The sequence below is a fragment of the Saccharopolyspora sp. ID03-671 genome (assembly GCF_045278815.1).
GTDB classification, from domain to species: Bacteria; Actinomycetota; Actinomycetes; order Mycobacteriales; family Pseudonocardiaceae; genus Saccharopolyspora; species Saccharopolyspora ipomoeae.
Window position 1 is genome coordinate 5,546,248 of the sequence record NZ_CP134054.1, and the last position, 13,459, is coordinate 5,559,706.

12 protein-coding genes are annotated in these 13,459 nt (G+C 70.0%); 8 read left to right on the forward strand and 4 right to left on the reverse strand.

Features of this window, described 5'->3' with window-relative positions:
• The first annotated feature begins 74 nt into the window (after window positions 1-74).
• Entirely contained in the window at window positions 75-1,286 is a 1,212-nt protein-coding gene (locus REH65_RS25775) for a S8 family peptidase (protein ID WP_406689461.1), read from the forward strand.
• Window positions 1,287-1,376: 90 nt separating this feature from the next.
• On the opposite strand, the gene REH65_RS25780 is transcribed toward REH65_RS25775, so the two are convergent.
• Entirely contained in the window at window positions 1,377-2,288 is a 912-nt protein-coding gene (locus REH65_RS25780) for a hydroxymethylglutaryl-CoA lyase (RefSeq protein ID WP_406689462.1), read from the reverse strand.
• A gap of 127 nt (window positions 2,289-2,415) precedes the next feature.
• Between REH65_RS25780 and REH65_RS25785 the strand changes: the two genes are divergently transcribed.
• From REH65_RS25785 to REH65_RS25800, 4 genes are all read left to right on the forward strand, one after another.
• Complete coding sequence (locus tag REH65_RS25785) at window positions 2,416-3,075, forward strand: GntR family transcriptional regulator (protein ID WP_406689463.1); 660 nt, start codon at window positions 2,416-2,418, stop codon at window positions 3,073-3,075.
• Window positions 3,072-4,277 carry a CaiB/BaiF CoA transferase family protein gene (locus REH65_RS25790; protein ID WP_406689464.1) on the forward strand — a complete coding sequence of 402 codons (1,206 nt, stop codon included), beginning with the start codon at window positions 3,072-3,074 and terminating at the stop codon, window positions 4,275-4,277. Before REH65_RS25785 ends, REH65_RS25790 begins: the two co-directional genes overlap by 4 nt.
• A gap of 236 nt (window positions 4,278-4,513) precedes the next feature.
• Window positions 4,514-4,714 carry a hypothetical protein gene (locus REH65_RS25795; protein WP_281453947.1) on the forward strand — a complete coding sequence of 67 codons (201 nt, stop codon included), beginning with the start codon at window positions 4,514-4,516 and terminating at the stop codon, window positions 4,712-4,714.
• Window positions 4,711-6,219 carry a sodium:solute symporter gene (locus REH65_RS25800; RefSeq protein ID WP_406689465.1) on the forward strand — a complete coding sequence of 503 codons (1,509 nt, stop codon included), beginning with the start codon at window positions 4,711-4,713 and terminating at the stop codon, window positions 6,217-6,219. The genes REH65_RS25795 and REH65_RS25800 overlap by 4 nt, the downstream gene beginning before the upstream one ends.
• A gap of 113 nt (window positions 6,220-6,332) precedes the next feature.
• On the opposite strand, the gene REH65_RS25805 is transcribed toward REH65_RS25800, so the two are convergent.
• Window positions 6,333-7,214 (reverse strand): dienelactone hydrolase family protein, encoded by an 882-nt coding sequence (locus REH65_RS25805; protein WP_406689466.1) that lies wholly within the window; start codon window positions 7,212-7,214, stop codon window positions 6,333-6,335.
• 142 nt (window positions 7,215-7,356) lie between these two features.
• On the opposite strand from REH65_RS25805, the gene REH65_RS25810 reads away from it, so the two are divergent.
• From REH65_RS25810 to REH65_RS25820, 3 genes are all read left to right on the forward strand, one after another.
• Window positions 7,357-7,947, forward strand: a complete 591-nt coding sequence (locus tag REH65_RS25810; RefSeq protein ID WP_406689467.1) for a TetR/AcrR family transcriptional regulator — start codon at window positions 7,357-7,359, stop codon at window positions 7,945-7,947.
• Between the two features lie 216 nt (window positions 7,948-8,163).
• Window positions 8,164-9,597 carry a M20/M25/M40 family metallo-hydrolase gene (locus REH65_RS25815; protein ID WP_406689468.1) on the forward strand — a complete coding sequence of 478 codons (1,434 nt, stop codon included), beginning with the start codon at window positions 8,164-8,166 and terminating at the stop codon, window positions 9,595-9,597.
• 195 nt (window positions 9,598-9,792) lie between these two features.
• Window positions 9,793-10,830 carry a zinc-dependent alcohol dehydrogenase family protein gene (locus tag REH65_RS25820; protein WP_406689469.1) on the forward strand — a complete coding sequence of 346 codons (1,038 nt, stop codon included), beginning with the start codon at window positions 9,793-9,795 and terminating at the stop codon, window positions 10,828-10,830.
• Window positions 10,831-10,874: 44 nt separating this feature from the next.
• On the opposite strand, the gene REH65_RS25825 is transcribed toward REH65_RS25820, so the two are convergent.
• Together REH65_RS25825 and REH65_RS25830 are read right to left on the reverse strand one after the other, a co-directional pair.
• A complete protein-coding gene (locus tag REH65_RS25825; protein WP_406689470.1) occupies window positions 10,875-11,708 on the reverse strand; it encodes an SAM-dependent methyltransferase in 834 nt (277 codons plus the stop codon).
• Between the two features lie 60 nt (window positions 11,709-11,768).
• Window positions 11,769-13,262 carry a SulP family inorganic anion transporter gene (locus REH65_RS25830; protein ID WP_406689471.1) on the reverse strand — a complete coding sequence of 498 codons (1,494 nt, stop codon included), beginning with the start codon at window positions 13,260-13,262 and terminating at the stop codon, window positions 11,769-11,771.
• Window positions 13,263-13,459 lie beyond the last annotated feature (197 nt).

A 13,459-nucleotide genomic window follows, 5' to 3' on the forward strand; every position in this document is an offset into this window, starting at 1 on the left:
TACCGACCGGACGGTCTGTCGTCGCGGTCTGATCGTCGTGGTCGGCGAGAAGTCGGATCAACGGAGGGGTTTCGATGCGAAGACGAACCACGGCGATCCTGCTCGCGTGCGCGCTCGCGGGTGCGACGGGGCTGACCGCGCAGGCGGCACCGGCCCCGGCGGCGCCCGCGCCGGAGGGCGACTACATCGTGGTGCTCAAGGACGGGACGGACGCGAAGGCCAAGGCGGACAAGCACTCCCAGGACAACGGAGCCCGGGTCGGGCACCTCTACCAGTCGGCGCTCAAGGGCTACTCGGGGCGCATGAGCGCGCAGTCCCGCGACCGCGTCGCCGCCGACCCGGACGTGGCCTGGGTCGAACCGGTCCGGCAGGTGCGCAGCACCGCGCAGTCGCTGCCCACCGGTGTCGATCGCGCGAACGCCGATGCCAGCCCGACGGCCGCCATCGACGGCGTCGACCAGCGCACCGACGTCGACGTCGCGGTCATCGACACCGGTGTCGACAGCGGCCACCCCGATCTCAACGTGGTGGGCGGCAAGAACTGCACGCTGCCGGTGCTCCCGCCGGAGGACGGGAACGGTCACGGCACGCACGTCGCGGGCACCATCGGCGCGCTCGACAACGGTGACGGCGTCGTCGGCGTGGCCCCGGGCGCGCGGATCTGGCCGGTCAAGGTCCTCAACGACGCGGGCATGGGCACCACGGCCGACGTCGTCTGCGGCATCGACTACGTCGCCGCTCACGCCGGGGAGATCGACGTGGCCAACATGAGTCTCGGTGGCGCGGGAACCGACGACGGCCAGTGCGGGCGGGCCAGCGGGGATTCCGAGCACCAGGCCATCTGCCGCGCCGTCGGTGCCGGGGTGACCTTCGCGGTCGCCGCCGGCAACGACGCCGCCGATGCGAAGGACAGCACCCCGGCTGCCTACGACGAGGTCATCACGGTCAGCGCGCTGGCCGACTTCAACGGGCAGCCCGGCGGCGGCGCCCCGGCGACCTGCCGCGACGACCAGGACGACACCTTCGCCGACTTCTCCAACTTCGGCGCCGACGTCGACCTGATCGCACCCGGGGTCTGCATCAACTCCACCTGGCCGAACGGCGCCTACAACACGATCTCGGGCACGTCGATGGCCACCCCGCATGTCGCGGGCGGCGCCGCTCTCCACAAGGCCACCAACCCGGCGGCCACCCCCGAGCAGGTCAAGAACGCCCTGCAGCAGGCGGGAACCACCGACTGGACCTTCCCCTCCAAGACCCGGACGGCACCCAGGAACCCCTCCTGAACGTCACCACCTTCTAACCCCACCCGAACGGGCCGCTCAAGTCAAAACCCCGGTTTTCGCGCGACGAAAACCGGGGTTTTCGTCTTGAGGTCATTTCGGGGGGAAGGGGCCCGCTCGGCCGAGGAGGGCGGGGACTTCGTCCTTGCCGAGCTGTTCGCCGATCCAGGTTCCGGTGCGGGAGAGCTCGGCGAGGTCGAGGCCGGTGCGGATTCCGAGGCCTGCGAGGAGGTATTCGAGGTCTTCGGTGGCGATGTTGCCGGTGGCGTTGGGGGCGAAGGGGCAGCCGCCGATGCCTCCCGTGCTGGAGTCCAGAGTGGACACTCCGGCGGTAACGGCCGCGAAGGCGTTGGCGTATCCGGTGTTCCGGGTGTTGTGGAAGTGGCAGCGCAGGCGGGCGCCGGTGGTCTCGCGGACCCGGGTGAGCAGCTCGGTGACCTGGGTGGGCACGCCGGCGCCGATGGTGTCGGCCAGCGCGATCTCGAAGGGGCCCGCGTCGGCGATGCGGCGGGCCAGCTCCACGACGTGATCGCTGCTCACCGCGCCCTCGAAGGGGCAGCCGAACGCCACGGCGATCGTGGCCACCGGCCGAACCCCGGCCTCGTGGGCGCGGGCGGCGATGTCCTCCCAGGTGCGCAGCCCCTCCTCGGTGGTGACGCCCTGGTTGCGCCGGCTGAAGGTGTCGGTGGCCACGACGACCACGTTGACCTCGGTCAACCCGGTGTCCAGCGCGCGGTCGAAGCCCTTCCGGTTGAGCACCAGGCCCGAGTAGGAGACGTCGTCGCGCTGCGGCACGGCGGCCATCACGGCCTCGGCGTCGGCCATCTGCGGCACGAGCCGCGGGTGCACGAACGAGACGGCCTCGATGCGTCGCGCCCCGGCCTCGATCGCGCGCTCGACGAGCTCCACCTTCGTCGCGGTCGGCAGCAGGGTGCTCTCGTTCTGCAGGCCGTCCCGCGGCCCGACCTCCACGATCTCGACGCTGGACGGCAGCGCTGCGGTCACGATCGCCTCCATGTTGTGCACAATCTGAGTTCGAAGCCATCCTGAACTTCGGGACAACCAGGCGCAAGGTCTGTTCACGGACAAATCGGGTTGCTAGGTTGTGCACAATCTCGAAAGGACGTGGGACGTGTCACAAGCCGCTGCGCGGGCCTACCAGGCGCTTCGCGAGGACATCCTCAACGGCGAACGCCCGGCCGGGTCCCGGCTGCGCGAGGAGCAGCTCGCCGAGGACTTCGGCCTGAGCCGGACCCCGGTGCGCGAGGCCATCCGCCGGCTGCAGGCCGACGGGCTCGTGCAGGTGGTGCCCAACCGCGGCGCCGAGGTCGTCTCGCTCAGCGCCGAGGACTTCGAGGAGATGTTCGGCCTGCGCAGCGTCCTGGAGAGCTACGCGGCCCGGCACGCCGCCCTGCGCGGCGAGGCCGACGCGGCCCGGCTGCACGAGCTCTGCGACGCGATGGAGCGGCAGCTGGACCGGCTCGACGACGACGGGGCGCACGAGGAGATCACCCGGCTGAACCTCGAGTTCCACCAGCTCATCCACCAGGCGGGCGGGCGCAGGCTGCTGCCCGAGCTGCTGTCGCGGGTGATCGAGGTTCCGCTGGTGCGCCGCACGTTCCACCGCTACACGACCGCCGAGCTGCACCGCAGCTTCACCCAGCACCGCGAGCTGGCGGAGGCCATCGCGGCGGGCGACGGCGACTGGGCGCAGGCCGTCATGCGGTCGCACGTGCTCGCCGCCCGGGCGACCCTGCTGCGCCCGGAGGAGGAAGAGGAGGACAACCAGTGACGGCAACCAGGAGCGGTCCGCTCTCCGACGTCCGCGTGATCGAGGCGGGCACGCTCATCGCGGGCCCGTTCTGCGGCCAGCTGCTGGCCGACTTCGGCGCCGAGGTCATCAAGGTCGAGGACCCGGGCGCGGGTGACCCGATGCGGCAGTGGGGCCAGGTCAAGCACGAGGGCAAGTCCCTGGCGTGGCCGGTGATCGCGCGCAACAAGAAGTCGGTGACGGCCAACCTGCGCACCGGCGAGGGGCAGCGCATCCTGCGCGAGCTCGTGGCCAGCGCGGACGTGCTGGTGGAGAACTTCCGGCCGGGCACGCTGGAGCGCTGGGGCCTGAGCTACGACGAGCTGCAGGAGATCAACCCGGGGCTGGTGCTGGTGCGCGTCACCGGCTACGGGCAGGACGGACCCTACGCCTCGCGCGCCGGGTTCGGCGCCATCGGCGAGGCGATGGGCGGCATGCGGCACATGACCGGCGAGCCCGACCGGCCGCCGAGCCGCGTGGGCGTGAGCGTCGGCGACTCGCTGGCGGCGACGTTCTCCGCGCTGGGCGCGGTGATGGCGCTGCACGCGCGCAACCGCACCGGGCGCGGCCAGGTCGTCGACACCGCGATCTACGAGGCGGTGCTGGCGTTCATGGAGTCGCTCATCCCGGAGTGGGAGGTCGCCGGGTACCGGCGGGAGCGCACCGGGTCGGTGCTGCCGCGCATCGCGCCCAGCAACGCCTACCCGACGGCCGACGGCGCCGAGATCATCATCGGCGCGAACCGCGATACCGTGTTCACCCGGCTCTGCGAGCTGATGGGCGAACCGGAGCTGGCCACCGGCGAGCGCTACGGCACCCACGACGCGCGCGGCGAGAACCAGGTGGAGCTCGACGAGCTCATCTCGGCCTGGACGCGGCAGTTCGACGCCGACGACGTGCTCGACAAGCTGCACGAGGCCGGGGTTCCCGCCGGTCGCGTCTACACCGCGCAGGACATGGTCGCCGACCCGCACTTCGCGGCCCGGCAGGCCATCGTCCGGCTGATGCACCCCGAGTTGGGCGAGTTCCCGATGCAGAACGTCGTTCCGCGCCTGTCCGACACGCCGGGCGAGGTCCGCTCGCTGGGGCCGGAGCTCGGCGAGCACAACGCCGAGATCTACGGCCAGGTCCTCGGCGCCGACGAGGACCAGCTCTCCCGCTGGCGCGCCGACAACATCATCTGACCACCACCGCACCACCCCCGGCCGCCGGCGGTTCCGCGATGTCAGCGGAAACTCGGAACCCGATTTCAGCGGAGGTCAGGAACCCGACTTCCTTTGAAATCGTGGGACCCCGGCGGTCGGTTGAGAACTCCTGCGTGAAAAGCAGTGGAAAACCGAACGATTCGGAGTCCATGATGGATCAACGAAGATCTCAGGACCGTCCCCGGTACGAGCCGATCCGGGTTCGCTCGTTGTGGGTGGCCTTGGCCGTGGTCGTGCTGGTCGGCGTCCCGTTCTACCTGCCCGCCGGCTCCACGCACCCGATGGTGCTCGGAGTCCCGTACTGGGTCGTGATCTCGGCGGTGTCGACGCTGCTGTTCGCGGTTCTGGTCACCTGGGCGTGCCTGTACCGCTGGAACATCGAGGAGCCCGAGGAAGAAGCCGGAGGTGACCGATGAACGGCCTGAGCTTCGCCGGTCTCAGCGGAATCCTGGTGCTCGCCGCCTACGCGGTGATCATGCTGGTCATCGGCTACTTCGCCGGCCGCGGCCAGCCGGAGGGCGACCAGAAGACGTCCCGCGGCTACTACCTGGGCGGTTCCGGTCTCGGTTTCGTCGCCCTGTTCTTCACCCTCTACGCCTCGCAGTACAGCGGGAACTCGATCGTCGGTTACGCCCCGGAGGCCTACCGGTCCGGGTTCACCTGGTGGCAGTCGGTGCCGTTCATGATCGCGGTGATCGCCGGGTACCTGGTGTTCGCGCCGAGGCTGTACGCGATCGCCAAGCGCGAGAAGTTCGTGACGCCCACCGACTGGGTGCGCCACCGCTTCGGCTCGACCCCGGTGTCGCTGCTGGTCACGGTGCTGATGCTGTGGGGTCTGGCGAACTACCTGCTGGAGCAGCTGGTGGCGATGGGCCACGGCATCTCGGGGCTGACCGGCAACACGGTGCCGTACCAGATCGGCGTGATCGCCTTCGTGGTCGTCATGCTCGTGTACTCCTGGTCGGGCGGGATGCGCGCGGTCGCGTTCACCGACGTCATGCAGGGCATCGCGCTGCTGGTCGGCGTGGCGGTGCTGCTCCTCGGAGCCCTGTACCTGGTCGGCGGTGACTGGGGTTCGGTGACGCGCTACCTGGCCGAGAACGAGCCGGAGAAGCTGGGCGTGCCCAGCGGCGAGGACTCGGTGAACTGGCTGTCGATGATCATCATGATCGGCATCGGCGCGGCGGTGTACCCGCACGCCATCCAGCGCATCTACGCGGCCCGCAGCGAGCGCACCCTCAAGCGGTCGCTGGCGATCATGGCGTGGATGCCGATGGTCACCACCGGTGTCGTGTTCGTGGTCGGCATCGTCGGGATCAAGTTGTTCCCGGGTCTGTCGGAGGACGACTCCGAGCAGCTGGTCGGGATGATCGCCAACGAGGTCGCGGGCATCAACCTGTTCTTCTACGTGCTGATGATCCTGCTCTTCGGCGGTGTCGTCGCGGCGATCGTGTCCACGGCGGACTCGGCGCTGCTGAGCTTCTCGTCGGTGATCTCGCGCGACCTCTACGGCCGCTACCTCGCCCCGAACTCCTCGGAGCGCAAGCAGGTCATGGTCGGCAAGGTCGCCGGTGTGGTGGCGATCGGCCTGCTGCTGGTGCTGGCGTGGAACCCGCCGAGCACGCTGTACAACATCTTCGTGCTCAAGTTCGAGCTCATCGTCCAGATCGCCCCCGCGTTCATCCTGGGCCTGTACTGGCGCAGGCTCTCGGCGGGACCGGTGTTCTGGGGCATGCTCGCGGGCGCCCTGCTCGCCGGAGCCTGGACGGTCTTCGACATCGACAAGCTCTACGGCATCCCCGCAGGTCTCCTCGGCCTCGCCCTCAACCTCGCGATCTGCGCCATCGGCTCCCTGCTCACCAAGTCCCCCGAATCCCCGGACACAGACCCCTTACCGGCAAGAACAACCCAACCAGCCTAACCCAACCGCGGCGCCGGACCCCCAATCCCGGCGCCGCGGTGGCGTTTCCGCGACTGAGAACGCCAGCGCGGCGCCGACCTCCGGGCCGGCGCCGCGGTGGTTCGCGCGGACCGTCAGTACGGGCAGGTGGACTGGTAGTCGGAGATCGAGTCGTCGTTCTCCGGGGGCGGGCAGAGGAACTGGTCGTAGCGGGTGTCGTCGTCGAGGAAACGCTTGAGCCAGGAGATGCTGAACTTCGCGATCGTCGTGTTGTCGGTGTTCGGGGCGAGGTGGCCCGCGCCGGCCAGTTCCAGGTAGGCCTTGCCGGGTTCGTCCGGCAGGCTCTCGTAGAACGGCTTGGCGTGCTGGGAAACCGGTGCGACCGTGTCGTTCTGGGCGCCGATGATCAGCGTCGGCGTCTGGACGCCGGAGAAGTCCTTGGTCGTGTGCCACGGGGTCAGCGGGATCGCGGCCTTCAGCGCCGGGTTGTCGAGCGCGGCCTTGAGGGAACCGCCGCCGCCCATCGAGTGGCCCATCACGCCCAGCCGGGCCGGGTCGATGATGTCCTTCACGCTGCTGTCGTTGACCAGGTAGTCCAGCGACGCCTGCAGCTGCCGGGCGCGGGAATCGGGTTGGTCGGTGGTGGTGATCGTGTCGATCGTGAACACCACGAAGCCCTGGGACGCCAATCGCGGCCCGTACCAGGCCATCGTCTCCTGGGTGCCGGTGAAACCGGGTGAGATGGTCACGGCCGAGAACAGGCCGTCGGTGGTGTCGGTGGGGTAGTAGATCGTGCCGCCGCCGAAACCGCTGACGCTGAGCCGGGAAACCGACTCCTCGTCGACCTCGAACGGGCCGCGCGGGGCGGTGACGCTCTCCTCGGTCGGGTCCGGGCCGTGCACGTCGGCCGGTTCGACCGCCTGCGCCAGCGTCGCGTTGCCCGCGAGCAGGACGAAGACGGCCGCCGAGGCGACGAGTAATCGGGTGAGGGAACCGGTGGAACGCTTCAATTCCATGTTTCGCCCTTTGCAGAAGGCGTCCGGTCGTCCGGACGCGCCGGAACATGTTCGTCGTTGAGCAAGATCTCCGGTGCGAGGGCAACTCTAAAGTTCCTCTACCGATCGGTCAATCAATCTCGTTCCGGATTAGGCTGTCCGCATGAACGAACGGGTCGACGGCCGGAAGCTGCGCTTCCAGCACCGCCGCGGCGAGGTGCTCGCCGCCGCGACCGAGCACGCCCTGGAGCAGGGGCTCGACGATCTGTCGCTGCGCAAGGTGGCCCAGACCGCCGGGGTCAGCCACGCGACGCTGGTGCACCACTTCGCGACCAAGGACCGGCTGGTCGCCGAGATCGTCGACCGGGTGCTCGCCGAAACCCTCGCCGTGCGGGACCTCCCGCAGGACGACCCGCTGCGCGCCCTCTGGCGCCGCGCCACCACCGAGGAAGGCCGCCGCTACGTGCGGCTCTTCGTGGCGATCACCGGCCACGCGATGTACGGCGACCCGGCGGTGACCGAGGCCGTCGCGGCGTCGATGCGCCAGCGCACCGACCTCCTCGCCGCGGGTCTCATCGGCTACGGCTGTCCCGAGGACCAGGCGCGGCCCGCGGCCACGGCACTGCTCGCGGGCCTGCGCGGCCTGTTCGCCGACCTCCTCACCGGCGGCGACGAAGCGCGCGTCCACGCCGCGTTCGAAGACCTCCTCACCCAACTCGAACGCCGCGTCGCGGAGTGGCGAAATCCAGGCTGAACCCCCGACCGAGTGGTCCTCGGTGCTCCGCGTGTCGAAAACCGCTGTTTTCGCGCGATGAAAACAGCGGTTTTCGACGCGCGAAAACAGCGGTTTTCGACGTGGGGAGGGGTTGGCCGGGAGCGGGTGCGTTGTTCCGTGATGGTTCTTCCGGGGTGAGCGGGTGGTCTGTCCGGACGATTCTTCGGCGGTATGCGGAGACGTAGAAAGCTGTGCATGGGTCTCTCATCCGCTGGTCGCAGCCGTCGCGCCTTCCTGTCCGCTTCCGCCGGGATCACCGGTGCCGTCGTGCTCGCCGGGAGCGCCGGGGCCGCTGATCTGCGGCCCTCTCCCGGGGGTGCGCTCCCGCCCGGGGAGCCGATCCCGCCGCAGCAGCCCGGCGCGGACCTGAGGGCGCTGCTCGCGCAGGTCGACGAGCGGCGCATCGAGGACGTGGTGCGCAAGTTGGTGAGCTTCGGGACCAGGCACACCCTGTCGAGCCAGGACGACCCGCAGCGCGGCATCGGCGCCGCGCGCGACTGGCTGTTCGCCGAGATGCAGAGCCACGCCGCCCGCTCGGAGGGGCGGATGACCGTGGAACTCCAGTCCTACGACCAGGAACCGGCCGATCGCATCCCGGTCACCACGCGCATCACCAACGTCGTCGCCACCATCCGCGGCACCGCGACGCCCGAGCGCGTGCACGTCGTCAGCGGTCACTACGACTCGCGCGCCACCGACGTCATGGACGCCACCAGCGACGCGCCCGGTGCCGACGACGACGCCTCCGGAGTCGCCGTGGTGCTCGAACTCGCTCGCCTGCTGGCGGAAACCCCGCTGGAGTCCACCGTGGTCCTGGCGGCGGTGGCCGCCGAGGAGCAGGGGCTCTACGGCGCGAACCACATGGCCGAGCTCTTCGCCGCCGAGGGCGCGGACGTGCGCGCGATGTTCACCGACGACATCGTCGGAGCCGGCCGCGCCGACGACGGCACCGTCGACCCGCGCACCATCCGGCTGTTCGCCGAGGGCGTGCCCACCTCGGAAACCCCCGACGAGGCCGAAATCCGGCGCTCGGTGGGCGGTGAGAACGACTCCCCGTCGCGCCAGCTCGCCCGCTTCGTCACCGACGTCGCCGCCAACGACGCCACCGGGATGAGCGTGCGCGTCATCTACCGGCGAGACCGCTTCCTGCGCGGCGGCGACCACATCCCGTTCCTCGAGAAGGGCTTTCCGGCAGCGCGTTTCACCGAACCGCACGAGGACTTCCGGCACCAGCACCAGGACGTCCGCGACGAGGGCGGTGTGCGCTACGGCGACCTGCCGGAGTTCTGCGACTTCGGCTACATCGCCCGCGTCGCCCGGGTCAACCTCGCCGCGCTCTTCTCGCTCGCGCAGGGCCCCGGCGCGCCGACGGGCGTGGTCGTGCGCACCGCCCAGCTCACCAACGACACCGAGCTGGTGTGGGAGCGCGGGCCGGAACCCGACCTCGCCGGTTACGAGGTCGTGTGGCGGGAGACCACCGACCCCGACTGGACGCACCGCATCGACGTCGGCGACACCACCGCGGCGGTGATCGACCTGTCCAAGGACAACGTCTTCTTCGGCGTGCGGGCCATCGACGCCGACGGCCACCGCAGCCCGGTCACCTTCCCGCTCCCGCAGCGCGACTGAGGCCTGTTGAGGAATCGCTGTGCGCGGCGGTGCGGGTACAGAACCTGATCGGCTCCGTGGACTCCGACCAGCGACCAGCTCCGGCGGGCGGCCTGATCGCCGTGCGATGCGCTCGCCGCTCGCTCACCCTGGTGCGTGATGCCAGGTGCGGCGCCGCAGGCCGCCCGGAGCAGTCGAGCAACCGGAGAAGAACTCATGCGCGCAACAGTGATGTACGAGGCCGGCGATGTCCGGGTCGAGGACGTGCCGGACTCCAAGATCGAGCAGCCCACCGACGCGCTGGTCACCGTGACCGCGGCCTGCATCTGCGGCAGCGACCTGTGGCCCTACGGGTCGATGCCGGCCTCCGACGGGCCCGCGCGGATGGGGCACGAGGCCATCGGCATCGTCCAGGAGACCGGCGCGGAGGTCGCCACGGTCAAGAAGGGCGACCTGGTGGTGGCCCCGTTCGCGATCTCGGACGGCACCTGCGAGTTCTGCCGCGAAGGGCTGCAGACCTCGTGCGTGAACAGCACCTTCTGGGACACCGAGCCGCACGAGGGCTGCCAGTCCGAGGCGATCCGCGTCCCCTACGCCGACGGCACGCTGGTCAAGCTGCCCGTCGCACCGGACTCGGTGCTGATGCCGTCGCTGCTGACGCTCTCGGACGTGTTCGGCACCGGCTACCACGCGGCCGCGGCCGGGGGAGTCCGTCGCGGCAGCAAGGTGACCGTGATCGGCGACGGGGCCGTGGGTCTGCTGGCGGTGCTGTCGGCCAAGCGCCTCGGCGCCGAGCAGATCGTGCTCATGGGACGGCACGCCGAGCGCACCGACCTGGGGCGCGAGTTCGGCGCCACCGACGTCGTGGCCGAGCGCGGTGAGGAGGGCGTCGAACGGGTGCGCGAGCTCACCGGCGGGCACGGCTCGCACGTGGTCCTGGAGGCGGTCGGCAACATGCCCGCCTACCAGCAGGCGGTGGGCGCGGTGCGCCCCGGCGGGATCATCAGCCGCGTCGGCGTGCCGCAGTACGAGGAGGCGCCGATCGGGTTCGGCAGCCTGTTCGGCCGGAACGTCCGGCTCGCCGGGGGACCGGCGCCGGTGCGCGCCTACATCGACGAGCTGCTGCCGCCGATCCTCGACGGCAGCATCGAGCCGGGCAAGGTCTTCGACGCCACGACGGATCTCGACGGCGTCCCCGCCGGCTACCGGGAGATGGCGGACCGCAAGACCCTCAAGGTCCTCGTCAAACCCTGACCGCTCCCGCGACGGAACCGCCGGGACGCGAGGAACCGCTGCGCTCAGGGCTTTCGGGCGAGGGCGGCGTAGATGAGGTTGGTGATCTCCGACTTCGGCGTCAGGGCGGGGCCTTCCGGCCACCAGTCGACCGTGCGGACGAAGCCGGGTTCGAGGAGTTCCAGGCCGTCGAGGAACGACAGCGCCTCCTCGTTGCTGCGCCACCAGCACGACGCGACCATCTCGTGCAGCAAACCCTCGATGGTGCGGGCCATCTCGCGGTAGCGCTCCGACTCCGGCGGCCAGCTGAAGTGCGACATCGCCACGTAGGAGCCCGGCGCCAGCGCCCGGACGTAGCGCTGCATGACCTGGCGCGGCCGGTGCTCGTCGGAGACGTGGTGCATGGTGCCCGAGTGGATCAGCGCGATCGGGCGCTCGAAGTCCAGGTTCCGGGTGATCACCGGATCGCTGAGGATGCCCTCGGGATCGCGCAGGTCGTTGATGGAGAAGTGCGTGCGGTCGTTCTCCGCCAGCATCGCCCGCCCGTATGCCGCCACCGTCGGGTCGTTGTCGACGTAGACCACGACCGCGTCCGGGTTGTTGGCCTGCGCGACCTGGTGCACGTTCTGCATCGTCGGCAACCCGCATCCCAGGTCCAGGAACTGGTCGATGCCCGCGTGCAGCGGCGAGCTCAGGAACCGCACGGCGCGGATCAGCCAGTACCGGTTCTCCTGCGCGAGCGGCCGGGCCTCGGGCACGACCTCCTCGACGGCTTTGAGGATCGTCCTGTCGACCTCGAAGTTGTCCTTGCCGCCCAGCCAGTGGTCGTAACCCCGGGCCACGCTGGGCGAGTCGGTGTCGATGTGCGGCGCAGGACGCTCGTCGTGCATGCGGGCCATGATCGCGCATCGTGATCATGCTGTCGATGCGCGGGTGGGCCTGCCCGCCGGAGACTCCGGTCAGTGGCTCCCGGACAGCTCGCCGCTGAGCCGCACGTGCATGGCCGCGCTGCGCTCGTTGAGCCCGACGATGTCGACCCGCTTGCCGCGCGCCTCGTACTTGGTCGTGATGGCGTCGAGCGCGGCGACGGTGGAGGCGTCCCAGATGTGGGCGTCGGTGAGGTCGACGATGACGTCGTCGGGGTCGCCCGCGTAGTCGAAGTGGTGCACGAGTTCGTTGCTGGAGGCGAAGAACAGCTCACCGGTGACGCGGTAGACGACCTGCCCGCCGTCGGGGTCGGTCACCGAGGTGACCTCGACGAGGTGGGCGACGCGGCGCGCGAAGATGACCATCGCCGTGATCGTGCCGACGACGACGCCGATCGCGAGGTTGTCGGTGGCGACCACGACGGACACCGTCACCACCATCACGACGATCTCGCCCGCGGGCATCCGCTTGAGCGTCTGGGGCGCGATGCTGTGCCAGTCGAAGGTGCCGACCGAGACCAGCACCATCACCGCGACCAGCGCGGCCATCGGCATCTGCGAGACCAGCGGTCCGAAGACGATGCACAGCACCATCAGGAAGGTGCCGGCCAGGAACGTCGACAGCCGGGTGCGCGAGCCCGCGGTCTTGACGTTGATCATGGTCTGGCCGATCATCGCGCAGCCGCCCATGCCGCCGAAGAAGCCGGTGACGATGTTGGCGATGCCCTGCCCGATGGACTCGCGGGTCTTGTTCGACCGCGTGTCGGTGATGTCGTCGACGAGCTTCGCCGTCATCAGCGACTCCATCAGCCCGACCAGCGCGAACGCCAGCGCGTAGGGGGCGATGAGCTGCAGCGTGCCCAGCGTGAGCGGCACGTCCGGGATGCCCGGCACCGGCAGCGACGACGGGAGGGCGCCCTTGTCGCCGACTGTCGGCACGGCGATGCCGGCGGCGATGGTCACCGCGGTCAGCGCCACGATCGACACCAGCGGCGCCGGGATCACCCTGGTCAGCTTCGGGAACAGCACCATGATCACCAGGCCCGCCGCGAACAGCGGGTAGACCGCCCACGGCACGCCGATGAGCTCGGGCACCTGCGCCATGAAGATCATGATCGCCAGCGAGTTGACGAACCCGACCATGACGCTGCGCGGCACGAACCGCATCAGCTTCGCCACGCCCAGCGCCCCCAGCGCGACCTGGAACAGGCCGCCCAGGATGACCGTGGCGACCAGGACAACCATCCCGTGCTCGCGCGCCAGCGGCGCCACGACCAGCGCGATCGCACCGGTGGCGGCCGAGATCATCGCGGGCCTGCCGCCGACGACCGAGATGACCACCGCCATCGTGAACGAGGCGAACAGCCCCACGCTCGGATCGACACCGGCGATGATCGAGAACGAGATCGCCTCCGGGATCAGCGCCAGCGCGACGACCAGGCCGCCGAGCACTTCGGTGCGGGCCACCGACGGCGACAGCCAGGCGGGACGGTTCAGGGACAGCTTCGGCACGCGACAACCAGACATGCTCGGGCGCCGCACGCGGCGGCGGGGTGAAGTGCGGGGAGGGGCGACGCTGCCCGGGCGGGGAAGGATTACGACCGTCTTCCGGGACCCGAATACGGCAGTAATCCGGTACCCGAATACGGCCGTCTTCCGGGACCCGAATACGGCAGTAATCCGGAACCTGAATACGGGCGTAATCCGTCAACCCTCCCGTTACG